Here is a 25,020-nt window from a genome sequence, read left to right on the forward strand (position 1 = left end):
TTTTATGCTAACAAGATGTTGGCAGTACGATTAATAACAGCTTTGCAGCAAATTCAACCACGACTGCCTATAACATCCTGTTTATTTAACTAAATACTAAACTAAATTACGAACAGCATCCGCAATATAATTAGCATATTTGGTGACCGCTTCTTGCTCATCACCTTCTACCATCACCCTCAATAGCGGTTCAGTTCCTGATTTACGCAGTAACACACGACCGCGTTCACCCAGTTTCTGTTCTACTTCTGCCTTTGCAGCTAACACAATATCAGCTGCTAACGGGTCGTTATTACCCTCGAAGCGAACGTTCACTAATACTTGTGGCAACATGGTGATATTGGCAGTTAGCTGCTCAAGGCTGGCGTTTTGACGCTGCATAGCCGCTAGCACCAAGATGCCGGCAACAATACCGTCACCGGTTGTGCCATGGTCGAGATTCAAAATATGACCTGAATTTTCACCACCGATACGCCAATCATGCTCTTTTAGAAGCTCCATGACGTAGCGATCTCCCACTTTAGAGCGTACAAAAGGAATATTGAGCGCTTGTAATGCGAGGTCTAACCCTAGATTTGACATCAAGGTACCGACAACACCACCACGAAGGACGCCGCTTTTTTGCGCATCACAGGCTAAGATATAAAGAATTTCATCGCCATCAATAACACGTCCATGACGGTTAACCATCATGATCCGGTCGCCGTCACCATCAAGAGCAATACCTAAATCAGCATTTTCGGCTAAAACGGTTTCACAAATCTTTGCCATCGAGGTGGCGCCAACTTTATCGTTGATATTCAAACCATTTGGCTTATCACCGATAGCGATAACCTCAGCGCCAAGCTCTCTAAACACACTCGGAGCGATATGGTAAGTTGCGCCATGAGCACAATCGACAACAATTTTAAGACCGCTTAACGTCTGCTCTGCTGGGAAATGACTCTTACAGTACTCAATGTAACGACCAGCGGCATCATCAATACGAGCCACTTTACCTAACAGGTGAGACTCAACACAGGTTAATGATTTTTCAAGCTCAGCTTCGATTTCAAGTTCAACGTCATCGTCGAGTTTACTGCCATCGTTAGCAAAGAACTTAATACCGTTATCGTAATACGGGTTATGGGAAGCGCTAATAACAATACCGGCTTCAGCACGGAAGGTGCGTGTCAAATAGGCAACTGCCGGTGTTGGCATTGGGCCAATAAGCATCACATCAATCCCTGCGGCAGAAAGCCCCGCTTCCAATGCAGATTCAAACAGGTAACCTGAAATGCGAGTGTCCTTACCGATAATAACTTTATGGGTGCCAGCACGAGATAATACGCGCCCCGCAGCCCAACCCAACTTAAGCGCTAATTCAGGGGTCATTTTGCCCGCGCCTACTTTGCCTCGAATACCGTCGGTTCCGAAAAATTGTCTTTGCTTCACTTGAACTCCAAACTCACTAATCACGTAGATCTAAATCCATCGATTCTACCGTAAAAATACTAACCCTAGCTGAACAGCTGGCATCAAAGCCAACGATTAAGCTAAAGCGATATAATTCTTTGTCGCTGCTAAAACAGCAAGCATATCACTGGTTTCTTGCACATCATGCACGCGCACAATATTCGCGCCAGCTTGGACTGCCAGCATATTACCAGTAAGTGTACCACTTAATCTTTGTGCTACTTCACGTCCAAGTAACTGCCCGAACATACTCTTACGTGATAAGCCAGCCAGGATAGGTAAGCCCATAGGTAAAAATTCTGCCATACGATTTAGCAGCTCATAATTATGTGCAAGGGTTTTACCAAAACCAAAACCGGGGTCGATCACTATCTGTTCACGTTTTATCCCAGCCGCAATACAGGCCTCAATACGTTGATTGAAGAACTCGGTGATATCGCTAATGATGTCACCATATTGCGGCGCATCTTGCATCGTCCTAGGCTGCCCCTGCATATGCATCAGGCACACAGGTACATTCAATGCCGCAGCGACAGCTAATGCACCCGGTTCTTGCAGTGCTCGCACGTCGTTAATCAGATGGGCACCCGCTTCTATTGCTGCCTGCATCACGGCGGCCTTGCTGGTATCTATTGAGATCCACACATTATGAGTACGGCTCACGTAATCGATTAAAGGCAGCACACGCGCCAGCTCGTCGTCAACAGATACATCTTTCGCACCAGGACGGGTGGACTCACCACCAATATCGATGATTTTGGCGCCATTAGCCACCATAAAATCGGCTTGTCTACAGGCTGTTTCGATTGAAGAATATTCGCCACCATCAGAAAATGAGTCGGGCGTGACATTGAGGATCCCCATCACAACTGGAGAACTTAAATCTAGAGATGCATTACCACTGATTAATTTAGACAAAATAAAGTTCCGTAAACAAGAAAACCCCTAGAAGGGGTTTTCTTTATCTAACTAAAGATTACTTAGCGGGTGATTCGTCAGCATCACTGACATCAGGCTTATCTTCTTTAGCTTCCTTGATCTCTTCTTTCTTTTCAGATGAAGCGTCATTGCTATCGTTATCATTTGACTGCAGATCTTTTTCCCACTCAGCAGGCATACGCACTTCACGACGAGCCATTAAGTCATCAATTTGGTTTGCATCGATGGTTTCATACTTCATCAACGCATCCTTCATTGCATGAAGAATATCCATATTTTCAGTTAGGTAAGTAACTGCTCGACTGTAGTTAGCATCAATCAGCATTTTAACTTCAGCATCAATAACACGTGCAGTATCATCAGACATATGCTGAGATTTACCCATGCTACGCCCCAAGAACACTTCGTTCTCATCTTCAGCATAAAGTACAGGACCTAGCTTTTCAGAGAAGCCCCACTGAGTCACCATGTTACGTGCAATCGACGTTGCGTACTTAATATCTTGTGACGCGCCAGTTGATACTTTCTCGCTACCGTAGATAATATCTTCAGCAATACGTCCACCGTAAGCCACAGAGATTTGACTCTCAAGCTTGCGACGACTCTGACTGATTGCATCTGCTTCTGGTAAGAAGAAGGTCACACCCAGTGCGCGGCCACGTGGAATAATTGTTACCTTATGCACAGGGTCGTGCTCCGGTACCAAACAACCCACAATAGCATGGCCCGCTTCATGGTAAGCGGTCATCTCTTTCTCTTCTTCCGACATCACCATAGTGCGACGTTCAGCGCCCATCATGATCTTGTCTTTAGCGCTTTCGAACTCTTCCATACCCACAACACGGCGGTTGTTACGAGCAGCGAATAACGCCGCTTCGTTAACAAGGTTAGCAAGATCTGCACCCGAGAAGCCTGGTGTACCACGAGCGATAACGCTTGCTTTAACACCGTCAGCCAAAGGTACTTTACGCATATGTACCTTAAGGATTTGCTCACGACCACGTACATCAGGCAAGCCAACAACCACTTGGCGGTCAAAACGACCAGGACGTAACAATGCAGCATCGAGTACGTCTGGACGGTTAGTCGCAGCGATAACAATAATACCTTCGTTACCTTCGAAACCATCCATCTCAACTAGCATCTGGTTCAATGTCTGCTCACGCTCATCGTGACCACCACCAACACCAGCGCCACGTTGGCGACCTACGGCATCGATTTCATCGATAAAGATGATACAAGGAGCTGATTTTTTAGCTTGTTCAAACATGTCACGTACACGAGATGCACCAACACCGACAAACATTTCTACGAAATCAGAACCTGAAATAGTAAAGAAAGGAACCTTTGCTTCACCAGCAATCGCCTTAGCAAGCAAAGTTTTACCTGTACCTGGCGGACCCACAAGCAATACGCCTGTTGGAATACGGCCACCCAGCTTTTGGAACCTAGTGGGTTCTTTCAGGTAATCAACCAATTCTTTAACGTCTTCTTTAGCTTCATCACAACCTGCAACGTCACCAAAAGTAGTTTTAATTTGGTCTTCGCTCATCAATTTGGCCTTACTCTTACCAAATGACATTGCGCCTTTACCGCCACCGCCTTGCATCTGACGCATGAAGAAAATCCACACACCGATAAGCAGTAACATTGGGAACCAAGAGATAAATATCTGAGTTAAGAACCCTGACTCTTCAGCTTCTTCTCCCTTGAATGTAATCCCCTTGCGATTTAGTTCATTAATTAGATCTAAGTCAGGTAACGGCATTACAGTGACAAACTTTTCACCAGTACGCGTTGTTCCCTCAATAGTGCGCTGGTCACTCTTAACCGTTGCAGTATTGACTTGACCGTCTTTAACGTTATCTAAAAATGTTGAATAATCCATCTTCTGCTTAGTCGAAGAAGAGGGGGAATAGCCCTGAAAAACTGACATCAACACAACGGCGATGACAACCCAGAGAATTAAATTTTTTGCCATGTCACTCAAATTACTCGACCTCTTTTAAAGTCTTTCGAAAACTAATGTTAGAGTACTTAGGGTAGATTACTACAACTTGTACCCAGTCGCCACAAGATAGACTTCACGCGAACGTGGACGTGAAGAATCGGGCTTACGTGTTTTAACCGTTTTGAACGCCTCTTTAACCGCTTTCATGTATTCATCAAAGCCCTCCCCCTGAAAGACTTTAACAGCAAAACAACCATTAGGCGCCAACACTTGATGACACATATCTAACGCAAGTTCTACTAAATACATAGCACGCGGCTGATCAACACCACCTGTACCACTCATATTCGGTGCCATATCAGATAGCACCACATCAACCTTGGCATCACCCACTCGGGTTAACAATGCGTCCAGCACTTTTTCCTCGCGAAAATCACCCTGTAGGAAATCAACGCCAACAATCGGGTCCATAGGTAGAATATCACAAGCGATAACTTTACCCTTATCACCTGCCAATTTAACGGCTACCTGAGACCAGCCACCAGGTGCGGCCCCTAAATCAACAACCGTCATTCCAGGTCGAATGAGTTTATCTTTTTCTTGGATCTCTTCAATCTTAAAAGCCGCACGCGACCTTAAACCACGCTTCTGCGCTAGTTTGACATAGTGATCATCGAAATGTTCCTGCATCCAGCGAGAAGAACTGGCTGTTCGTTTTTTTCCTGACATTTAAAATCCGCAACAAAATTGAGAGTTACACAAAGCCTATATAAGGGTAGAATAGCGGGTTTTCAACAGTAACTCAGCATAAAGTTGGTATAAATGAACTTAACAACCAAACAAAAACAGCACTTAAAGGGCTTAGCGCATAGTCTCAAGCCTGTAGTGATGCTTGGTGGTAACGGCTTGACTGAGGGAGTGCTGGCTGAAATTGATAATGCACTTTCACATCATGAATTGATTAAAGTGAAAGTAGCCTCTGGTGACAGAGAGCTTAAAAACGCTATCGTAGATGCCATTGTACGTGAAACTAAAGCTGAAAAAATACAGCTTATCGGTCACGTTTTAGTACTGTTCCGTCAGTCTGAAGAAATGAAAATTGCAGTGCCTAAGGCAAAGTAATTAACAAAGACGTCTTCATTAAGATAAAGAAGCCTTTGTAAGATAAATAAAAAGAGCCGCTGATTATTCAGCGGCTCTTTTTTTATGGGCCTTTTTTATGGCGTTTCGCTAATAGGTTCGACTTTATAGTGCTCGGCATTCACTTTCAAATACTCGGGTAAGCAAGTACCTACAGATACCGATGACACCGTTCCAATCATGATCCCGAGAAACATCGCAATTGAAAATCCCTGCAGCGGCGCACCGCCCATCACCCATAAGGCGCCAACGGTAAATAGTGTGGTACCGCTCGTGATCATGGTACGTGAAAACGTGGCTTTTACTGCGCTACTGCACACTTTATCAATCGCCATCTTAGGTTTAGCAATCAGCACTTCTCTTACCCTGTCAGCAATGACAATCGAGTCATTCAGTGAGTAACCTAAAATAGCCAGTACCGCTGCCAAAATGGTCAAGTTGAACTCCATCTGCGTTAACGAGAAAAATGCCAGCACGAAGATAACATCGTGAAATAGTGCCAATAATGCGCCACTGGCAAGACGCCACTCAAAACGAAAACTTAAATAAGCCAGAATACATAACATTGCCGCAAGCAGTGCCAACCCTCCTTGCTCTGCGAGCTCTTGACCAATTTGCGACCCAACTATGCTAGAGTTGAGTACTTCAACATCATTAGTCAACGGCGCCAATATGGTTTTGATATCACCAGCCCCAGCATTGTCTATTTTAGCGTAACGCAAAATCCAACGACCTGGCTCACCCGCCGAAATAACACTGACCTCCTGCTCCGAGGTTGCTGACAATAGCTTACTAATTTGCGTGGCCTTAATATTCGAATCGAGTTTTACCTCAGTAACAATCCCTCCGGTAAAATCTAGCCCCCAATTAAATCCATTGACGACAATAATGCCAATAGATGACAGCATGATCAGCACAGAGAAGACACTTGAGAGGTAACGTGCTTTTGTTAATTTACTCAACTTACTTAAATGATTAAAATTCATATTATACCTTCACGTTACGACTAAAATTACGACCATATGCCCAGTTAACTAATGCTCTGGATGCAAAAATCCCGGTGAACATACTGGTTAGCAGACCTAACCCTAGGGTTAACGCAAAGCCTTGAATTGGCCCGTTACCGATAGCATAAAGAACCACTGCAGTGATCATCGTGGTAATGTTGGCGTCAACAATGGTTGAAAAGGCACTATCAAAGCCTCGGTCAATGGCATGAGCAAAGCTCCTCCCCTCCTTTAACTTGTCCTTAATCCGCTCAAAAATAAGTACGTTAGTGTCTACTGCCATACCAACGGTTAGCACTAAACCTGCGATGCCAGGTAAGGTTAAAACCGCGCCAGGGATCAGTGCCATTAAGCCAAATATAAGGATCATGTTGGCTAAAAGTGCCACGTTCGCTATCCAACCTAAACGTCGGTACCAAAGCCCCATAAACAGCAATGTCACCGCCATACCTAAGGCAAGCGCAGAGAAACCGTTGGTGATGTTTTCTTCGCCTAAGCTTGGCCCAATAGTCCGTTCTTCAACAATAGTCACAGGTGCCGTCATTGAGCCCGCTCGAAGTAATAAAGCAAGCTGCTGCGCACTGGCATAATCCCTAGAGCCTGTTACGCTAAATCGGTCTCCCAGCTGAGATTGAATTGTCGCTACACTGATAACTTCAGTGGTTTGTCTAATTTGTCCATTATCACCGCGGCTATACTCACTATATGAAGTCGCCATCGGCTTACCAATATTGTCGCGAGAAAAAGCCGACATGATTCTGCCGCCTTCTCGGTCTAGATGAATAACCACTTCAGGCTGCCCCATCTCACCGAGCGATGCTCTTGCGTCGACAATATGCTCACCGCCGAGTACCGCGCGTCTAGCAACATAGACAGGAGCCCCCAGCTCATCTTTCAATACCTTGGCATTAACAGAACCCTGTTGCTTAACTTGATAGAAAGCAAGGCTGGCGGTAGCACCTATCACTGACTTTGCAGCAGCAGGATCTTGTACACCCGGTAATTCTATTCGAATTCGATGCTCACCTTGACGCTGAACGACAGCCTCACTGATCCCTAGTTGCTCGATACGGCTGCGCATGATCTGCAAGTTTTGCTTCACGGTTAGGTCGCGAATATTCATTTTTTCAGCTTCTGACAGATCAGCATTTAAAGATTGCTCACCAGAGTTTGAGACTTGCCAATTAGGATATTGCTTAGTAACAAACTGTCTTATCGCTGTTTTTTGTGCTAAATCCGTAGTTGTTATGTTCACATTACCGTCAGCCTGCTGCTGAATCGTGACACCATATAAGGACTGTTCACGCGCAAATTGCCTAACAGAGTCAATGAACGTGTTGGCGTGCAACTTATAGACAGGCTCAATTTCAACATCCAATAGAAATTGCACCCCACCTCGCAAATCCAATCCCAATTTAATCGGAGTAAAACCGAGCGATAATAGCCAGTTTGGCGCTGCAGGCGCTAGAGTAAGCGTTAGTTTTGATGGATCCTTTACCTGACTTGCAAGCAAGGTTTTCAGCTGGCTCTGTTGTGAATTGTCGTCAAGCACAATCAAGGTTTGTCCATTAGCTTGATCGATACGCTTAACGGTAACACCTTGGGACACGAGCAGCTGATGTAATTCCAAAGGGTTAACTTTCAACCCGGCCTCGTCGCTAATCTGCACCGCAGCATCTTCACCAAAAAAAGTCGGTAACGCACTCAGTAACATAATGCTGATGGTGACGACTAACACTATGTATTTCCAAGCAGCATAATGGTTCAAAATTGCTGATTTTTTCTGTTCTCTCATATTTTTGCTCTTTAAATTCACTAAAAGTGTGATAGCAACTCACCATTATTCAAAGGCCACAGAAGTGAAACTGGACTTATTATTAAAAGGCTAACCCCAGCAGGACTAATGCCTAATAACATTGGTGCCTAGGAATATTGGGCGAGTATGCTTTAGAGCTATCGAGGTAGACGTTCACCGTTTCAATCACATGCTTGTGACGGAAATAAGTAAGCGGCTTATAGGGAGTTCACCATTAGCGGAATCAACAACAAAGTGAATAAACACCGAGTACGTCAATGCATCAGGGGAAAGTTAGTAATAACTAACACTGCCGAGCTCAATAGCTGCTTTAAAAACCAACCGATAACGAAGCCAAATGGCTATCGGTCGTTAGCTTAAGGAGCGAGACTGAGAAAAGCGGTAGAGAAGATTAGACTCTTTCCACGCGCAAAGTCGGTGGGAGCGAGTATCAATGTGCAGTGACCAGTCTACTGCTGGCGCAAAATCCATGCGATAACCAACGGTTAAAGAAGGCACTGCGGGGGAAGTAAATTCAAAGGCCAGCAAATAGTCGGGACGACTTTGCAGGGGATCATGTTGAGAAAAACTGATAAAGCGCTGCGAAACAAGTGGCGCATATTCAGAGCCATCTTTGTCAGTTTGCTTTGCCTGCTTATCTTCAAGCGTTAAAGGAGTATGTTTAGGTAAGCCAGAGGATTGCGTGCTTGTCATATCTGCGAGCATATTCTTATGCGGTGCAGCCTGTATAACGGTTATAACAGCCCCTGCAGGTTCCACTGAGCGCATATCATTACTTTGAACATTTTCAGATGCACTTGCAGACATAGGTGTGAGAAATAATCCCCCTATGAACAACAAGATGAAGCCGAATCGCCAAAATGACAGCACTAATTACCTATTTTAAGTCTATTTACTATGTCGAATATACTAAACGTAGCACAGCCTCGATACAAACGATTATTCACTGTTTTGGCGCTACCGGTCACTGCGTCACATAAAAAAACCGCTAAAAAGCGGTTTTTTTAGTTCTAACGGGTTAGATTAGATATATTCAACTTTGATAATTTCAAAGTCAGTTGTGCCACCAGGTGTCACAATAGAGATCTCATCATCTAAGCTCTTACCAATTAGACCACGGGCAATTGGAGAACTCACTGACAACAAGTTTTCTCTAATGTTAGCTTCGTCTTCACCCACAATGCGGTAAGTCACTTCGTCTTCAGTATCTACATTTAAAATAGTCACTGTAGAACCGAAAATAACGCGGCCGTTATTTTCCATTGTGGTCACATCGATGATCTGTGCGTGAGACAACTTACCTTCGATATCTCTAACGCGCGCTTCGCTTAATCCCTGCTCTTCACGGGCAGCATGATATTCAGCGTTTTCTTTCAAATCGCCAAGCTCACGGGCTTCACCAATTGCAGCGGCAATTAGCGGACGGCGCTCAAACTTAAGAAAATCTAACTCTTTACGCAGTCTTGCAGCACCGACTATGGTCATTGGAACCGTACTCATAAGCTCTTTCGTCTCCTTTAAAACAAAAGCATGTCCCACTGAGAACAACATCAGTGAGGTAAAATCAGGTGGAATTACGTTATTGTAAACGCAGAGGGCATTCGATGCACTCTAATCTATACTTGCTCGCGATCTAGCTATCATTAAGGCTGAGTAAACCGCCTTTTTTTCGAAGCAAATCACGACTTGAGACCGTAGAGCTTACTTAACCTTTGCCAGACTTGCTAGCAATGGAAGATAAATTTTTATTTATCGCTGCCCTGCTCAATCAAAAGGTCAAGCCAATAAAAAAGGCCGCTTTAAGCGGCCTTCTGTTTTAGCTCAACTTATTTCGTAATACGCTTATGCAGCTCTTGCACTGATGTCACGTTCGAACGGTCATCCGCCGAGTGTGCCATACAAGTTGCAAATGCAGCATTCAGAGTCGTGGTGTAGTTCACTTTATAACGTAGTGCACCGCGGCGAAGTTGACGTGAGTCTTCAATCGCCTTACGACCTTCTGTGGTATTGACAATATAGGTGTACTCACCATTCTTGATACGGTCAAGAATGTGTGGGCGACCTTCATGTACCTTGTTCACTAGGCGTGGGTTAATACCCGCTTCGCCCAAGATAACTGCAGTGCCGTGAGTCGCATCGATTTCATAACCCAGTGCGATTAGCTGTGCCGCTAAATCTGCTACACGTGCTTTATCGCTGTTACGAACAGACAATAGCGCGCGGCCAGACTTAGGCACTTCAGATGTCGCACCAAGCTGTGCTTTAGCATAGGCTTCAGCAAACGTGTCACCGACACCCATCACTTCACCCGTTGAGCGCATTTCAGGGCCAAGCAGAGGGTCAACACCTGGGAATTTGTTAAACGGCAATACTACCTCTTTTACAGAGAAGAATGGCGGAATAACTTCCTTGGTGAAGTTCTGTGACTTAAGGCTTTGACCTGCCATCACTCGAGCTGCAATCTTAGCTAATGGAACGCCAGTCGCTTTTGATACGAATGGTACTGTTCGCGCAGCACGTGGGTTAACTTCAATCATGTAGATCTCGTTATCCTTCACCGCAAACTGCACGTTCATTAGACCAATTACACCAAGTTCCATTGCAAGCTTACCGACCTGCTCACGCATGCGGTCTTGGATTTCTTGGCTAAGGCTATATGGAGGTAATGAACAACCTGAGTCACCAGAGTGAACACCAGCCTGCTCGATATGCTCCATGATTGAACCAATAACAACGGTTTCGCCATCGCATACTGCATCGATGTCGATTTCAATCGCGTTATCTAGGAAACAATCCAATAGCACAGGAGATGCATTCGAAACACTTACCGCTTCGTTAAAGTAGCGACGTAAGTCTTGCTCGTCATAAACGATTTCCATCGCACGGCCACCAAGTACATATGATGGACGAACCACTAACGGATAACCGATACGCTCACCAGAAATCACTGCACCTTCAACCGTTGTAACGGTATCGTTTTCAGGCTGCTTCATGCCTAAACGCTGAATTGCTTGCTGGAAACGCTCACGGTCTTCAGCACGGTCAATCGCATCAGGACTTGTACCGATAATCGGTACGCCTGCGGCTTCTAGGTCGCGAGCAAGTTTAAGCGGCGTTTGACCACCGTACTGCACGATAACGCCTTTTGGCTTCTCGATACGTACGATTTCAAGCACGTCTTCAAATGTCACTGACTCGAAGTACAAACGATCTGACGTGTCGTAATCGGTAGAAACCGTTTCAGGGTTACAGTTAACCATGATGGTCTCGTACCCGTCTTCACGTAGCGCTAATGCCGCATGTACACAACAGTAATCAAACTCAATACCTTGGCCAATGCGGTTTGGACCACCACCTAAAATCATGATCTTGTCACGATTTGATGGGTTCGCTTCACACTCTTCTTCATACGTTGAGTACATGTAAGCAGTATCGGTTGAAAATTCTGCAGCGCAGGTATCAACGCGCTTATACACTGGGTGAATTTCAAAACGAGTACGTAGCTTACGTACTTCTGTTTCGCTCACACCTGCAAGTGCTGCTAAACGTGAATCAGCAAAGCCTTTGCGCTTAAGCTTACGTAGAACATCTTCATTTAGACCAGCAAGACCGATTTCAGCAACTTGCGCTTCAGACTTAAGCAAGTCTTCAATTTGTACCAAGAACCATGGGTCAATATTGGTTAGTGCGAAGATATCATCTACCGACAATCCCATACGGAACGCATCGGCAATATACCAAATACGTTCTGCGCCAGGCTCTTTAAGCTCGTGACGAATACGTGATAGCGCTTCAGGATCTGCCAAGTCGATTTCTGGGCACAAACCATTTTTGCCCACTTCAAGGCCACGAAGGGCTTTTTGCAGTGATTCTTGGAATGTACGTCCAATCGCCATCACTTCACCCACAGACTTCATCTGTGTGGTTAGGCGGTCATTGGCACCGGCAAACTTTTCAAAGTTAAAGCGCGGGATTTTAGTCACAACGTAATCGATGGCTGGCTCAAATGATGCTGGTGTTGCGCCGCCAGTAATGTCGTTGCTTAGCTCATCAAGAGTGAAACCTACCGCTAGCTTGGCGGCAATCTTAGCAATCGGGAAGCCGGTTGCTTTTGATGCTAATGCCGATGAGCGAGATACACGTGGATTCATCTCGATGATAACCATACGGCCATCTTTCGGGTTGATACCAAACTGTACGTTTGAACCGCCAGTTTCAACACCAATCTCACGTAATACAGCAAGAGATGCATTACGCATCAACTGGTATTCTTTATCGGTTAGTGTCTGCGCTGGCGCAACCGTAATCGAGTCACCCGTATGCACGCCCATAGGATCGAAGTTCTCAATCGCACAGACAATGATACAGTTATCATTACGGTCACGAACTACTTCCATCTCGTACTCTTTCCAACCAATCAAAGATTCGTCGATAAGGAGTTCGCTAGTCGGTGATAATTCAAGACCTTGAGAACAGATATCCTCAAACTCTTCTTTGTTATAAGCGATACCGCCACCACTACCGCCCATGGTAAATGAAGGACGGATAATACATGGATAGCCCACTTCAGCTTGAACAGCACGAGCTTCATCCATTGTATGAGCGATACCAGCACGAGGACACTCAAGGCCAATCGACTTCATTGCTTTGTCGAAACGGCTACGGTCTTCCGCTTTGTCGATTGCATCGGCTGTCGCGCCAATCATATCAACATTAAACTCTTTTAGTACGCCACGGCTTTCAAGCTCAAGTGCACAGTTAAGTGCAGTCTGGCCGCCCATTGTTGGCAAAATCGCATCTGGACGCTCTTTTGCAATAATGTTGCGCACGACTTCCCAATGAATTGGCTCGATGTATGTTGCATCGGCCATCTCAGGATCGGTCATAATGGTTGCAGGGTTAGAGTTAACAAGAATAACTCGATAACCTTCTTCGCGTAGGGCTTTACAGGCTTGTGCGCCTGAGTAGTCAAACTCACAGGCTTGACCAATGACAATTGGTCCAGCACCTAGGATAAGAATACTCTTTATATCTGTACGTTTTGGCATTGCTTAAATCTTCTCCCGGATGAGGTTACTACTTGGCGTTTTGACGGTACAAATCAATCAAGTCAATGAAGTGATTAAACAGTGGCGCCGCATCATGTGGTCCAGGACTCGCTTCAGGGTGTCCTTGGAAACTAAATGCAGGCTTATCTGTAAGGTGTATACCTTGCAGTGAACCATCAAATAGTGACTTATGTGTCACTTTAATATTGGCTGGTAAGCTTGTTTCATCCGCAGCAAAACCGTGGTTTTGGCTGGTGATCATCACATTACCTTGCTCAATATTGCTCACAGGGTGGTTAGCACCGTGATGACCAAACTTCATTTTCAGTGTTTTAGCACCTGAAGCTAATGCCAGCAGCTGGTGACCAAGACAGATACCAAAAACTGGAATGTCAGTCTTTAAAATCTCTTGAATCGCAGCAATTGCATAATCACATGGCTCTGGGTCACCAGGGCCATTTGATAGGAAAACCCCATCAGGATTCATTGCAAGTACTTCTGCAGCAGGAGTTTGAGCTGGTACAACAGTGACATCACAGCCACGGTCAACCAACATGCGTAAAATATTACGCTTCACGCCATAATCATAAGCAACGACTTTATATTTAAGCTCAGCTTCAGGCGTATCAGATGGCAAACCGCCAACTAAACGCCAGCTACCGCTGCGCCATGAATATGTTTCGTTTGTGGTGACTTCTTTAGCCAAATCCATGCCTTTAAGGCCTGGGAAGGCTTTAGCTGCAGCTAGCGCTTTAGCTTCATCTAAATCACCCACCATGATACAACCGGCTTGAGCGCCTTTTTCACGTAGGATACGAGTTAATTTACGAGTATCGATATCAGCAATACCAACAACGTTGTTAGCGATCAAATAATCGCTTAAAGATTGCTGATTACGAAAGTTACTTGCGATTAGCGGCAAGTCTCGAATGATAAGGCCACATGCATGAACAGAGCTAGACTCTGTATCTTCATCATTGGTACCAGTATTACCAATATGTGGATAAGTGAGGGTTACCATTTGACGTGAATATGATGGATCAGTCAAAATTTCTTGGTAACCGGTCATTGAAGTGTTAAAAACGACTTCACCAACAGACATCCCTTCAGCACCAATTGCAGTGCCAGAAAAAATGGTTCCATCTTCAAGTACGAGTAAGGCAGACTTTGTCAACGCGACCTCCGGAAAGAGCCAAATCATTGAAATTAATTGTTTTTTATATGTTTTTAAAATACCAACTTTCGCTAAAATGCAAAATTTTGACAAATTCCGCCGATTTTATATGTAAAAGCAAAACCTGTCTATAGATGAAGAAAGTATTTTATCAAAAAAATTTCAAGCAAAAAAAAACCGCTAATAGCGGTTTTAAATAATTATGCCTTCAAGCCTAAGACTTGCTGCATATCGTAAAGCCCTGCATTTTGCTCGACTAACCAGGTTGCGGCGCGCATAGCACCATTTGCAAAGGTCATTCGGCTCGATGCTTTATGGGTGATCTCTAGTCGTTCACCCATATCGGCAAATAATGCGGTATGCTCACCCACGATATCGCCAGCACGCACAGTAGCGAAACCTATGGTTTCTCTATCACGCTCACCAGTAATCCCCTCGCGGCCATACACTGCACACTTTTCCAGATCACGGCCTAAGGTTTCAGCGATCACTTCACCCATCTTCAGCGCGGTACCTGACGGTGCATCTTTCTTATATCTATGGTGAGCTTCTATGATCTCGATATCGCTGTATTGGCCCATCACCTCTGCGGCCACTTCAAGCAGTTTCCACATAAGATTAACGCCAACCGCCATATTTGGCGCCATGACAATCGGTATCTGATCAGAGTAGGCAGAAATTTGCTCTTTCTGAGCATGATTGAACCCGGTGGTGCCTATAACGATTGCTTTGCCATTCTTTGCACACCAGTCTGTATGCACAACACTGGCTTCAGGTGAGGTAAAATCGATAAGCACATCAAAATCATCAACCGCTTTATCGAGAGAGTCGGTAATGGCCACATTCATCGCCCCAACGCCTGCAAGTTCACCCGCATCGACGCCCATCAGAGTCGAACCAGCTCGTTCAATCGCCGCGCCCAACAAAATCATTTCATTTTGTTTTGCCGCTTCAATAAGAGTACGTCCCATACGGCCACTGCCGCCTGTTATTGCCACTCTTACTTGTTCAGTCATCTCAGTACTCCCTGCAAATGTCAAAAAAAAGCCTAAGTATTAACTTAGGCTTATTGTCTAACTTAGATAATGTCTAACAATTCAACTTCGAATACCAAAGTTGAATATGGCGGGATTGCAGCACCTGCGCCGCGTTCACCGTATGCTAGGTGCTGTGGTACAAATAGTCTCCACTTAGAACCTGTAGGCATAAGTTGCAATGCTTCAGTCCAACCAGCGATAACGCCAGATACTGGGAATTCTGCTGGCTCGCCACGAGCAACAGAACTATCGAATACGTCACCAGAGATGAAAGTACCGTGGTAGTGAGTACGTACTGTAGAGTCGTAACCAGGCTTATCACCGTTACCTTCAGTAATGATTTCGTACTGTAGACCTGAGTCCAAAGTCACAACACCTTCACGAGCACCATTATCAGTAAGGAATTTTTCACCTACTTCTGATGCAGCCGCAGCAGCAGCTTCTTGAACTTTCTGGATACGCTGGCTGATTTCGGTGAAAGCAACTTGCATATCTTGCATAGACACTAGGCTTTCTTTACCTTCGAATGCGTCAGATAGACCCAATTGAACAGCAGAAATATCGATACCTTCAAACGAGTTTGCAGCTAGTTGCTCACCTAGTTGACGACCAACACCGTAGCTTGCTTGCTCTTCAATTGTACTGAACTTATCAGACATAATGATTGTACTCTCATTGATTCAATTTAAATTTCGCGCGAAACTTTATCATAATTTCTGTGATATTGCCCTAAAAACCGTAGCTATTTTGGTCTTTGGCAAGAATTTTTCATACTCGCGTTACTGGCATTATATAGAGGTTGGGCTTTCGCCTGCATTTGTTGTAACTGTGCAATACGCTGCCCATGGGATGGATGAGTAGAAAGCAGCTCTGGCCCCTGCTCGCCGCCCGCTTTAGACATATTGCGCCACAGATCGACACTCTGAGCTGGATCAAATCCCGCTTTGGCCATCAATTCGACACCTATCATATCGGCTTCTGATTCTTGGTCACGACCATAGGGGAGTATGTATCCAACTTGTACACCTAAACCAAGGGCTGCCATATAAAGTTCTTTATCCGCAATCCCCCCCGCGCCTAAGGCAAGATCTGCCAGTTGCATGCCTGCACCTGTCATCTGTGCGCGCGACACTTGCTCGTTACTGTGGTTTGCCAGTACATGAGCCACCTCATGACCAATCACTGTGGCAAGCTGGTCAGGGTTGGTCGCCACGTTTAGCAGACCGGTATAAACCCCTATATGGCCACCAGGCAGCGCAAACGCGTTGACTTGCTCTGACTCAAATACCACGACCTCCCATGGCAAACTCTGATCGGGTAACGCTTGAGTAATACGCTGTGCAACGCAATTAACATAGCTGTTTATCGCTTTGTCTTGGCTAACTATCTCTTGCTGCTTGAGCTGAGCAAATGAAGTATCACCAAGCTGCGACATCTCTTCTGATGAAAACAGCAAGGTTTGCCCCCGCCCTGTTGGCGATTGATGAGTAGCGCAGCCCGTACACAATAATACAGCGCTAAGCAGTAATAGTATTCCTTTCATATAAGCTTAACTCCCTTCACGTAAAACATAATATATAGCTTTAGTGCAAATAACCTAAGTACAAATAGCTTCAGCACATATAACAAAAAGCCCCGCATTCGCGAGGCTTAAATTATATACTGAACGAGCTCAGATTTAGCTATTCAGATCTTGAAAAAACTTCTTCACGCCATCGAAGAAACCATCAGCCTTTGGACTGTGCTTCTTTGATTGACCCGTTAACGTATCTTCAAATTCACGTAGTAGCTCTTTTTGACGCTCATTAAGGTTGACAGGTGTTTCCATGACGACCTTACATAGCAAGTCACCCACTGCATGACTGCGAACAGACTTAACACCTTTACCGCGCATACGGAACATGCGTCCAGTTTGGGTTTCAGTTGGGATCTTAAGATTAACCTTACCATCAAGTGTTGGCACTTCAATCTCGCCGCCTAACGCCGCTTTGCTGAACGAAATAGGCACTTCACAATAAAGGTTGTTGCCATCACGCTGGAAGATGGCATGTTCACGAACACTCACCTGAACATATAAGTCACCTGGTGGTGCACCAAACTCGCCCGCTTCACCTTCGCCAGAAAGACGAATACGATCGCCTGTATCAACCCCAGCTGGGATCTTAACTGATAAGGTCTTGCTCTTTTCTACGCGACCTTCACCATGACACTTGTTACAAGGATCTTTAATGATTTTGCCACGGCCATGACAGGTTGGACAGGCTTGCTGCACTGCGAAGAAACCTTGACGCATCTGTACTTGGCCTTGGCCATGACAGGTACCACAAGTTGTTGGCGAGGAGCCTTTCTTAGCACCGCTGCCGTCACACACATCACAAGCCGCTAATGTTGGAATACGTAGCTCTTTGGTTAAGCCGCGAACCGCCTCTTCTAAAGACAACTCTAAGTTGTAACGTAAGTCACTTCCGCGCGCAGCTTGACGTTGACCACCGCGGCGTCCGCCGCCGAAGATATCGCCGAACACATCACCAAATACGTCGCCAAAATCACCGCCGCCGCCAAAACCACCGCCGCCACCACGATTAGGATCAACGCCAGCATGACCAAACTGGTCATAGGCCGCTTTCTTATCGCTGTCGGTTAGAATTTCGTAAGCTTCTTTAACTTCTTTAAAGCTTGCTTCAGCTTCTTTGTTACCCGGATTGCGGTCTGGGTGAAATTTCATTGCTAAACGCTTATAAGCTTTCTTTATTTCGCGTTCGCTGGCGTCACGTCCGACACCTAATACTTCGTAAAAATCGCGCTTTGACATAGTTTTTAATACTTTTTGGCTAAAGTTGCACAAACGGGCGTTAGAGTTTCCTCATAACGCCCGCTACAATAATTTAGGAATTACCCGTCATTATTTTTTGTCGTCTTTAACTTCTTCAAACTCAGCGTCAACTACGTCATCTTCAGGCTTAGAAGCTTGTGCTTCGCCTTGAGGTTGACCTTGCTCAGTTTGAGCCTTAGCTTGAGCGATTTCCATTAATTTAGAAGACGCTTCCATTAGCTCTTGAGTAGACTTTTCAATCGCTTCTTTGTCATTGCCTTTAACAGCAGTGTCAACGTTAGCCATTGCAGCTTCAATCTTCTCTTTCTCGTCCGCTGGTAGTGCCTCACCCGCTTCTTCGATCTGCTTCTTAGTTGCGTGAACCATGCCATCAGCCTGGTTACGAGCTGTAGCTAGCTCTTCGAACTTAGCATCTTCATCAGCATGTGCTTCAGCGTCACGAACCATAGCGTCCACTTCCTCATCACTTAGACCAGAAGAGGCTTTAATCGTGATGTTTTGTGCTTTGCCAGTCTTCTTGTCTGTAGCAGATACATGCAAGATACCGTCAGCATCGATGTCAAAAGTCACTTCGACCTGTGGCATGCCACGTGGTGCAGGCTCAATACCTTCTAGGTTAAATTGACCTAAAGACTTGTTACCGCTTGATTGCTTACGCTCACCTTGAAGTACGTGAATAGTCACAGCACTTTGGTTGTCGTCAGCAGTCGAGAATGTTTGTGACGCTTTAGTCGGGATAGTGGTGTTCTTCTCGATAAGCTTCGTCATGATGCTACCCATAGTCTCAATACCTAGAGACAGTGGCGTAACGTCTAGTAGCAGTACGTCTTTAACTTCACCTGATAGTACACCCGCTTGAACCGCTGCACCGATAGCAACCGCTTCATCAGGGTTAACATCTTGACGTAGCTCTTTGCCAAAGAATGCAGAAACTTCTTCACGCACTTTAGGCATACGAGTCTGGCCACCCACTAGAATCACTTCGTTGATGTCAGAAACTGAAAGGTCAGCATCTGCAAGTGCAACTTTTAGTGGCTCAAGTGAACGTTTAATCAAATCTTCAACAAGTGACTCAAGTTTTGCACGAGTGATTTTAACCACTAAGTGCTTAGGACCTGTTGCGTCAGCTGTGATGTAAGGCAGGTTAACTTCAGTTTGTGTTGTGCTCGATAGTTCGATCTTCGCTTTTTCTGCCGCTTCTTTTAGACGCTGCATCGCTAGTGGATCGTTACGTAGGTCAAGACCTTGCTCTTTTTTGAACTCGTCAGCAAGATACTTAATCATACGGTTATCAAAGTCTTCACCACCTAAGTGAGTGTCACCGTTAGTTGCAAGTACTTCGAACGTTTGCTCGCCATCAACACTGTCGATTTCGATGATAGAGATATCAAATGTACCACCACCTAAATCGTATACAGCAACGATATTGTCGCCTTGCTTCTTATCGATACCGTAAGCAAGTGCCGCCGCTGTTGGCTCGTTGATGATACGCTTAACTTCAAGACCTGCGATGCGACCCGCATCTTTAGTTGCTTGACGTTGTGAATCGTTAAAGTAAGCAGGAACGGTAATAACCGCTTCAGTCACTTCTTCACCTAAGAAATCTTCTGCCGTTTTCTTCATCTTCTTCAAGATTTCAGCAGAGATTTGTGGTGGAGCCATTTTCTTGCCTTGTGCTTCAACCCATGCATCGCCATTGTCAGCGCTGATGATTTTGAATGGCATGATGTCAACGTCACGCTGAACTTCGTCATCTTTAAAACGACGGCCAATTAGACGCTTAATAGCAAATACTGTGTTCGTTGGGTTTGTTACAGCCTGACGCTTTGCAGACTGGCCAACTAATGTTTCATCAGCAGTGTATGCGATGATTGAGGGTGTCGTACGATCGCCTTCAGCATTCTCCAATACGCGTGCTTTGCCGCCATCTAATACTGCAACACAAGAGTTAGTTGTGCCTAAATCGATACCAATAATTCTACCCATGGAGTCCTCCGAAAAACTTTTAAAAACTAAATTTGTTATCTGGTTTATGAAGTGGGGACAGACTTAATACTTTTCAAGTCTTTTTTATCACCCTAAATCTTCTCATAAACCCTATATTGGGACGTTTAGAATGAATACAAGGGATAAATTTAAATTTTATCTTAAGAGTGCATTAATTTGATCTAGGACGCGGTTAAAAAAACGGTAAAACGTATAATGAATACAATCTTAAAGATGGCGCACGATATCAGAGCTAAAACTGGATTATGCGCTTTGTCATCATCTTGTTGTATAGAGTAGTAAACATTGAAATCATCCCATCAAGCATACGTATTTGGCATTGGCGCCATTTTCTTGTGGTCCACTGTCGCAACGGCGTTTAAGTTAGCTTTGGCGCACTTTACACCCTTACAATTGGTGTTTATTGCCGTGACTACATCTATCTTTGCTTTAGGTGCGATATTAATCGCCCAAAAAAAGCTGTCACTCATTAAGCAGCAATTTTGGGGACGACCTTGGTTTTATTTGCAAACAGGCCTGCTCAACCCGTTTCTGTATTATCTAGTCCTGTTCAAAGCCTATGATCTTTTACCTGCTCAGCAAGCATTGTCCTTAAATTACACTTGGGCGATTTTGTTACCTTTATTATCAGTGCCATTACTGGGGCAAAAATTAAGAAAGAGTGACATTACGGCCGCACTGGTAGCGTACTGCGGTGTATTCTTTATTGCGACAAAAGGTAATATCACCAACGTTCACTTTGAAAGCATGACTGGTGTAGTGCTTGCGTTAACCAGTACCCTGCTTTGGTCGCTTTACTGGATAGTGAATACTAAAGATAAGGGCGATCCCGTTGTTAGCCTATTATTAAGCTTTTTGGTCGGGCTGCCTTTTATTGTGGTGGCGCTGTTATTGACTCAGTCATTACCCACTTGGGACATAAAAGCCATATTCGCTGGCGTATATGTTGGGCTGTTTGAAATGGGCGTTACTTTTGTGCTTTGGTTAATCGCCTTAAAGAAAGCAGAGCGCACTGCGAGTATCAGCACGCTAGTATTTATTACGCCAGTGATGTCGATAGGCTTTATCGCTTGGATTTTACAAGAGAGCATTGAAAAATCGACATACATAGGCTTAGGTTTGATTATATTCGCGCTGGCATTACAGCAAATATTGCCTAAAGTCGGTCAGTGGCGCGCAAAAAAGCGTATCCCTGTATAACATCTAGGCATAATATCTAGGCATGAAAGACTAACGCCAATCAAGGGAGGGCTGCACTAGTCCTTCCTCCCCGTTCTAACACCATGGATCTAATATCATGGCTTTAAAGCAATGCTTAGCACTATGGTTTCAAAACAAAGCCGACCTTGAGTCGGTTTTTTCATCTGTTTAATGTACATTGGACTAAACTAAATTCGAGATAAAATAGATTCGGTCTAAATAAAATTAGACTAAACAGAATCGGGCCAAACTAAAGCTGAACTAAAAATAGAACTGAACAAAATGGGGCTAAACACGAAGAGTTAGTAGCAGGTCAACACAGCTAACAATCATTCTTTTACCCATTTAATGTTATTCATCTACAACTTATGGACTTTTTTTCTATGGCCAATTGTAAATAAGTTCAAGCTTAGGTATAAGTGTAACAACTGCGTAACAATACGGAAATTAGTTATGTATTACAAATATATGGATGCATTAAAGTTTTTTAGGCAAGCTAAAGTCGTTAAGTTTATCAGGCTGAGCTCAATGGCATTTGCTATTGCTATGCTAATACATGAATTACAACAAGAGCGTTCGTACACTTGGTACTTCGCATTTTTGTATTGCTTTTTCTTGCTGCCATCACTCTATTTTACCCGGGAGATCCAATACCGTCATTTTTTCCATATGCGAGGTTTTCTCACCCCCTTTAGGATCTACACCTCGGTGATGGCAATCGTCTACTTGGTGCTATACCTGCACCAAGTCATCACTTATGAGCCGCTCGTATTCCCACCTTTACCCACTTATACCCATTAGTGTAAGAAAATATCAGCATAAAAAAGCCGCTCAATGCGGCTTTTTTATGCTGATACAGAAGCGAATTAATTTAACTTCGAATGGTATAATCGCCCCACGCTAACCACTTATAGGTTGTCAGTGCTTCTAGTCCCATAGGTCCACGAGCATGCAACTTTTGGGTGCTTACCGCCACTTCGGCACCTAGGCCAAATTCGCCACCATCGGTAAAGCGAGTGCTAGCATTAACATAGACGGCTGCCGAGTCGATAGCATTCATAAACTCACTGGCTATATGGATATTGTCAGTCAAAATCGACTCTGAATGTCCGCTTGAGAACGTACGAATATGTTCTACCGCTTGGCTTAAGTCAGCAACAACCTTAATCCCGAGTGTTAACGATAGCCATTCAGTGGCAAAACTTTCGTCGTTGGCAGCACAAACCTCAATCCCTTGCGTGTTTAACATCGCTTGCGTCTGGTCGCAGCCATAAAACTTAACCCCAAGGCTTGCAAGGTGCTTGCATAACTGAGGAATAAACTGCTTGGCATGGCTTTGATGAATAAGCACGGTATCAAGTGCATTACATACTGTAGGTCGTTGAACTTTAGCGTTTTCAATAACTGCAATCGCTTTTTCTAAGTTAGCCTCAGCATCGACATAGATATGACAAATACCAATCCCGCCCAAGATCACCGGAATCGTGGCTTGCTCGGCGCATAAACGTTGTAAATTTTGACCACCGCGCGGCACTATCATATCGACATATTTATCGAGTTTTAATAATCCAGATACCAAGCTTCTATCAGGGCTATCAATTAGCTGCACACAATCTTCTGATAAACCGTGCTCGACCATAGCGCTACGGATCACAGTGCATAGGGCTTTGTTCGACGCTAACGTTTCTTTACCGCCACGCAGAATCACCGCATTACCGGTTTTAAGGGCTAGCACTGCAATATCGACGGTAACATTTGGACGCGCTTCATAAATAACGCCAATAACCCCAAGCGGCACACGCCTGCGTGATAAGCGCAAACCGTTATCTAAAAGGCGGCTATCAATTTCGCTTCCGACTGGATCGGTCAGGCCAATCACGTTATCAATATCGCTAATCACGCCCATCAGTCTGGTTTCATCAAGCAACAAGCGATCGATCATCGCATCAGATAGGCCATTGGCTTTAGCGGCAGCAACATCTTGCAGGTTTGCATTGACTATGTCTGCTTTTGCGGCAGTCAGCTTTTGCGCGATGCACTTAAGCAGTGCAGATTTCTGGTTGCCAGAAAGTGTCGCTAATGCATAACTTGCCTGCTTAGCATTTTGCCCTAAAGCCGTTAAATATTCTTCGTTATTCATAACACCACCATGTCGTTGCGGTGAACTACTGCATCACCATAATCGTAGCCAAGCATCTCTTCGATGCTATCAGAGTGCTTACCAGCAATTTTACTGACATCTAGTGAGCCGTATCGACTCATGCCTTTGGCGTAAACCTTACCCTTTGTATCAACAAGCTCTATGGTATCACCGCGCTGAAAAAGACCGTTAACCTCGATGATCCCTTTAGAGAGCAAGCTTCTGCCTTTCTCGGTGACTGCGCCAATTGCGCCGCTATCAAGTACCAGCTGTCCACGAGCCTTAGGCCCTGCCAGAATCCACTGTTTACGACTCTCAAGCGGGTGCTCAAGCGCGGTAAAATGAGTACCGACAGGTTTTGAGCAGACCACGTTTTGAATCACATCTTTATGATGTCCTGACGCGATGACCACTTCAACACCAGCACGGCGTGCAATGTCTGCAGCCTCGAGCTTAGTCGCCATGCCACCAGTGCCCAGCCCAGAAACAGCGCCACCAGCCAGCATGCGTAAACTATCATCAATATTTTGAACTTCAGTGATCAGCTTTGCATCCGGATTTTTACGCGGATCAGCATCAAACAAACCTTTTTGGTCGGTCAATAAGATCAATAGGTCCGCATCACATAACAGTGCGGCTCTGGCTGATAAATTATCATTGTCGCCCACTTTAATCTCGGCCGTTGCTACGGCGTCATTTTCGTTAATAATGGGAATAATGCCATTGTTAAGCAGTGCATTAAGAGAGTCTCTCGCGTTTAAGTAGCGCTCTCTGTCATGCAGGTCGGCGCGGGTCAGCAATAGCTGGCCGACATGCAAACCATAAATACTGAATAACTGAGACCAAGCAAGAATAAGTTGGCTTTGCCCTACCGCAGCGAGCAGCTGTTTACTGGCTATGGTATCGGGTAGTTTGGGGTAGCCTAAATGCTCTTTACCCGCAGCGATTGCTCCCGAGGTGCACAAAACGACTTCTACGCCAGCTTTCATCAAGCAAGCCATCTGTCGTGCTAATTCAACCATGTGTGCTTTATCTAACTTTAAGCTGCCAGATGTCAGTACACTTGTTCCCAATTTAACCACTACGCGGCGGTAACTAATCTCACTTAAGTTCATTATTTGCTAACAAAATTACATTGAATAAAACCTTATACCCAATCTAGGTTTGAATTGGTAGTAAGCACCAACAAAGAAACTGAAAAAAAAGGCTGAATTAGGGGTTTCTCGTAAAAATGGCAGGAAATTTAGCAGAATATTGAAATTTAACGCGAGAT

Annotated in this window: 20 protein-coding genes; 3 read left to right on the plus strand and 17 right to left on the minus strand. The window is 44.8% G+C overall.

Annotated elements, in window-relative coordinates; all coding sequences use genetic code 11:
- Positions 1-96 precede the first annotated feature (96 nt).
- From glmM to rlmE, 4 genes are all read right to left on the minus strand, one after another.
- Positions 97-1,434, minus strand: a complete 1,338-nt coding sequence (glmM, locus tag ACVBJC_RS06810) for a phosphoglucosamine mutase (protein ID WP_447160121.1) — start codon at positions 1,432-1,434, stop codon at positions 97-99.
- Positions 1,435-1,530: 96 nt separating this feature from the next.
- On the minus strand, positions 1,531-2,373 hold the full coding sequence (folP, locus tag ACVBJC_RS06815; RefSeq protein ID WP_447160122.1) for a dihydropteroate synthase: 843 nt from the start codon (positions 2,371-2,373) through the stop codon (positions 1,531-1,533).
- Between the two features lie 58 nt (positions 2,374-2,431).
- Positions 2,432-4,375, minus strand: a complete 1,944-nt coding sequence (ftsH, locus tag ACVBJC_RS06820) for an ATP-dependent zinc metalloprotease FtsH (protein ID WP_447160123.1) — start codon at positions 4,373-4,375, stop codon at positions 2,432-2,434.
- A 69-nt stretch (positions 4,376-4,444) separates the two neighbouring features.
- Positions 4,445-5,074, minus strand: a complete 630-nt coding sequence (rlmE, locus tag ACVBJC_RS06825) for a 23S rRNA (uridine(2552)-2'-O)-methyltransferase RlmE (protein ID WP_012278226.1) — start codon at positions 5,072-5,074, stop codon at positions 4,445-4,447.
- Positions 5,075-5,167: 93 nt separating this feature from the next.
- Here rlmE and yhbY point away from each other — a divergent pair, with 93 nt between their 5' ends.
- Positions 5,168-5,467, plus strand: coding sequence for a ribosome assembly RNA-binding protein YhbY (yhbY, locus tag ACVBJC_RS06830; protein WP_447160124.1), 300 nt, complete (start codon positions 5,168-5,170; stop codon positions 5,465-5,467).
- Positions 5,468-5,562: 95 nt separating this feature from the next.
- Here yhbY and secF read toward each other — a convergent pair whose 3' ends face one another.
- The 11 genes from secF to dnaK form a co-directional block, all read right to left on the minus strand.
- Positions 5,563-6,471 carry a protein translocase subunit SecF gene (gene secF / locus ACVBJC_RS06835; protein ID WP_447160125.1) on the minus strand — a complete coding sequence of 303 codons (909 nt, stop codon included), beginning with the start codon at positions 6,469-6,471 and terminating at the stop codon, positions 5,563-5,565.
- A 1-nt stretch (position 6,472) separates the two neighbouring features.
- The gene (gene secD / locus ACVBJC_RS06840; protein WP_447160126.1) at positions 6,473-8,287 is read right to left on the minus strand and encodes a protein translocase subunit SecD; all 1,815 of its coding nucleotides are present in this window, start codon (positions 8,285-8,287) and stop codon (positions 6,473-6,475) included.
- A 372-nt stretch (positions 8,288-8,659) separates the two neighbouring features.
- On the minus strand, positions 8,660-9,115 hold the full coding sequence (locus ACVBJC_RS06845; RefSeq protein ID WP_447160127.1) for a hypothetical protein: 456 nt from the start codon (positions 9,113-9,115) through the stop codon (positions 8,660-8,662).
- A 216-nt stretch (positions 9,116-9,331) separates the two neighbouring features.
- A complete protein-coding gene (greA, locus tag ACVBJC_RS06850) occupies positions 9,332-9,808 on the minus strand; it encodes a transcription elongation factor GreA (protein ID WP_447160128.1) in 477 nt (158 codons plus the stop codon).
- A 326-nt stretch (positions 9,809-10,134) separates the two neighbouring features.
- Entirely contained in the window at positions 10,135-13,356 is a 3,222-nt protein-coding gene (gene carB / locus ACVBJC_RS06855; protein ID WP_447160129.1) for a carbamoyl-phosphate synthase large subunit, read from the minus strand.
- A 28-nt stretch (positions 13,357-13,384) separates the two neighbouring features.
- Complete coding sequence (gene carA / locus ACVBJC_RS06860) at positions 13,385-14,557, minus strand: glutamine-hydrolyzing carbamoyl-phosphate synthase small subunit (protein WP_447160130.1); 1,173 nt, start codon at positions 14,555-14,557, stop codon at positions 13,385-13,387.
- A gap of 173 nt (positions 14,558-14,730) precedes the next feature.
- Positions 14,731-15,546 carry a 4-hydroxy-tetrahydrodipicolinate reductase gene (dapB, locus tag ACVBJC_RS06865; protein ID WP_447160131.1) on the minus strand — a complete coding sequence of 272 codons (816 nt, stop codon included), beginning with the start codon at positions 15,544-15,546 and terminating at the stop codon, positions 14,731-14,733.
- A gap of 62 nt (positions 15,547-15,608) precedes the next feature.
- The gene (locus ACVBJC_RS06870; RefSeq protein WP_447160132.1) at positions 15,609-16,226 is read right to left on the minus strand and encodes an FKBP-type peptidyl-prolyl cis-trans isomerase; all 618 of its coding nucleotides are present in this window, start codon (positions 16,224-16,226) and stop codon (positions 15,609-15,611) included.
- Positions 16,227-16,309: 83 nt separating this feature from the next.
- The gene (locus tag ACVBJC_RS06875) at positions 16,310-17,110 is read right to left on the minus strand and encodes a M48 family metallopeptidase (protein ID WP_447160133.1); all 801 of its coding nucleotides are present in this window, start codon (positions 17,108-17,110) and stop codon (positions 16,310-16,312) included.
- Positions 17,111-17,245: 135 nt separating this feature from the next.
- Positions 17,246-18,379 carry a molecular chaperone DnaJ gene (gene dnaJ / locus ACVBJC_RS06880; protein ID WP_447160134.1) on the minus strand — a complete coding sequence of 378 codons (1,134 nt, stop codon included), beginning with the start codon at positions 18,377-18,379 and terminating at the stop codon, positions 17,246-17,248.
- Between the two features lie 90 nt (positions 18,380-18,469).
- The gene (gene dnaK / locus ACVBJC_RS06885; protein ID WP_447160135.1) at positions 18,470-20,386 is read right to left on the minus strand and encodes a molecular chaperone DnaK; all 1,917 of its coding nucleotides are present in this window, start codon (positions 20,384-20,386) and stop codon (positions 18,470-18,472) included.
- Positions 20,387-20,692: 306 nt separating this feature from the next.
- Between dnaK and ACVBJC_RS06890 the strand changes: the two genes are divergently transcribed.
- Entirely contained in the window at positions 20,693-21,607 is a 915-nt protein-coding gene (locus tag ACVBJC_RS06890; protein WP_447160136.1) for a DMT family transporter, read from the plus strand.
- 453 nt (positions 21,608-22,060) lie between these two features.
- Positions 22,061-22,408 carry a hypothetical protein gene (locus ACVBJC_RS06895; RefSeq protein WP_447160137.1) on the plus strand — a complete coding sequence of 116 codons (348 nt, stop codon included), beginning with the start codon at positions 22,061-22,063 and terminating at the stop codon, positions 22,406-22,408.
- A 70-nt stretch (positions 22,409-22,478) separates the two neighbouring features.
- Here ACVBJC_RS06895 and ACVBJC_RS06900 read toward each other — a convergent pair whose 3' ends face one another.
- Complete coding sequence (locus tag ACVBJC_RS06900) at positions 22,479-23,747, minus strand: glutamate-5-semialdehyde dehydrogenase (RefSeq protein ID WP_447160138.1); 1,269 nt, start codon at positions 23,745-23,747, stop codon at positions 22,479-22,481.
- Positions 23,744-24,862 carry a glutamate 5-kinase gene (proB, locus tag ACVBJC_RS06905; RefSeq protein WP_447160139.1) on the minus strand — a complete coding sequence of 373 codons (1,119 nt, stop codon included), beginning with the start codon at positions 24,860-24,862 and terminating at the stop codon, positions 23,744-23,746. The genes ACVBJC_RS06900 and proB overlap by 4 nt, the downstream gene beginning before the upstream one ends.
- Positions 24,863-25,020: the final 158 nt, after the last annotated feature.

Source organism: Shewanella sp. 0m-6 (assembly GCF_052977325.1).

Excerpts from the sequence above, each read along its gene's own strand:
- carA (WP_447160130.1), bottom strand. The coding sequence starts at position 14,557 with ATGATTTGGCTCTTTCCGGAGGTCGCGTTGACAAAGTCTGCCTTACTC.
- dapB (WP_447160131.1), bottom strand. The coding sequence starts at position 15,546 with ATGACTGAACAAGTAAGAGTGGCAATAACAGGCGGCAGTGGCCGTATG.
- ACVBJC_RS06870 (WP_447160132.1), bottom strand. The coding sequence starts at position 16,226 with ATGTCTGATAAGTTCAGTACAATTGAAGAGCAAGCAAGCTACGGTGTT.
- yhbY (WP_447160124.1), top strand. The coding sequence starts at position 5,168 with ATGAACTTAACAACCAAACAAAAACAGCACTTAAAGGGCTTAGCGCAT.
- ACVBJC_RS06900 (WP_447160138.1), bottom strand. The coding sequence starts at position 23,747 with ATGAATAACGAAGAATATTTAACGGCTTTAGGGCAAAATGCTAAGCAG.
- dnaJ (WP_447160134.1), bottom strand. The coding sequence starts at position 18,379 with ATGTCAAAGCGCGATTTTTACGAAGTATTAGGTGTCGGACGTGACGCC.
- dnaK (WP_447160135.1), bottom strand. The coding sequence starts at position 20,386 with ATGGGTAGAATTATTGGTATCGATTTAGGCACAACTAACTCTTGTGTT.
- carB (WP_447160129.1), bottom strand. The coding sequence starts at position 13,356 with ATGCCAAAACGTACAGATATAAAGAGTATTCTTATCCTAGGTGCTGGA.
- greA (WP_447160128.1), bottom strand. The coding sequence starts at position 9,808 with ATGAGTACGGTTCCAATGACCATAGTCGGTGCTGCAAGACTGCGTAAA.
- ACVBJC_RS06845 (WP_447160127.1), bottom strand. The coding sequence starts at position 9,115 with ATGTCTGCAAGTGCATCTGAAAATGTTCAAAGTAATGATATGCGCTCA.
- rlmE (WP_012278226.1), bottom strand. The coding sequence starts at position 5,074 with ATGTCAGGAAAAAAACGAACAGCCAGTTCTTCTCGCTGGATGCAGGAA.
- ftsH (WP_447160123.1), bottom strand. The coding sequence starts at position 4,375 with ATGGCAAAAAATTTAATTCTCTGGGTTGTCATCGCCGTTGTGTTGATG.
- secF (WP_447160125.1), bottom strand. The coding sequence starts at position 6,471 with ATGAATTTTAATCATTTAAGTAAGTTGAGTAAATTAACAAAAGCACGT.
- proB (WP_447160139.1), bottom strand. The coding sequence starts at position 24,862 with ATGAACTTAAGTGAGATTAGTTACCGCCGCGTAGTGGTTAAATTGGGA.
- ACVBJC_RS06895 (WP_447160137.1), top strand. The coding sequence starts at position 22,061 with ATGTATTACAAATATATGGATGCATTAAAGTTTTTTAGGCAAGCTAAA.
- secD (WP_447160126.1), bottom strand. The coding sequence starts at position 8,287 with ATGAGAGAACAGAAAAAATCAGCAATTTTGAACCATTATGCTGCTTGG.
- ACVBJC_RS06875 (WP_447160133.1), bottom strand. The coding sequence starts at position 17,110 with ATGAAAGGAATACTATTACTGCTTAGCGCTGTATTATTGTGTACGGGC.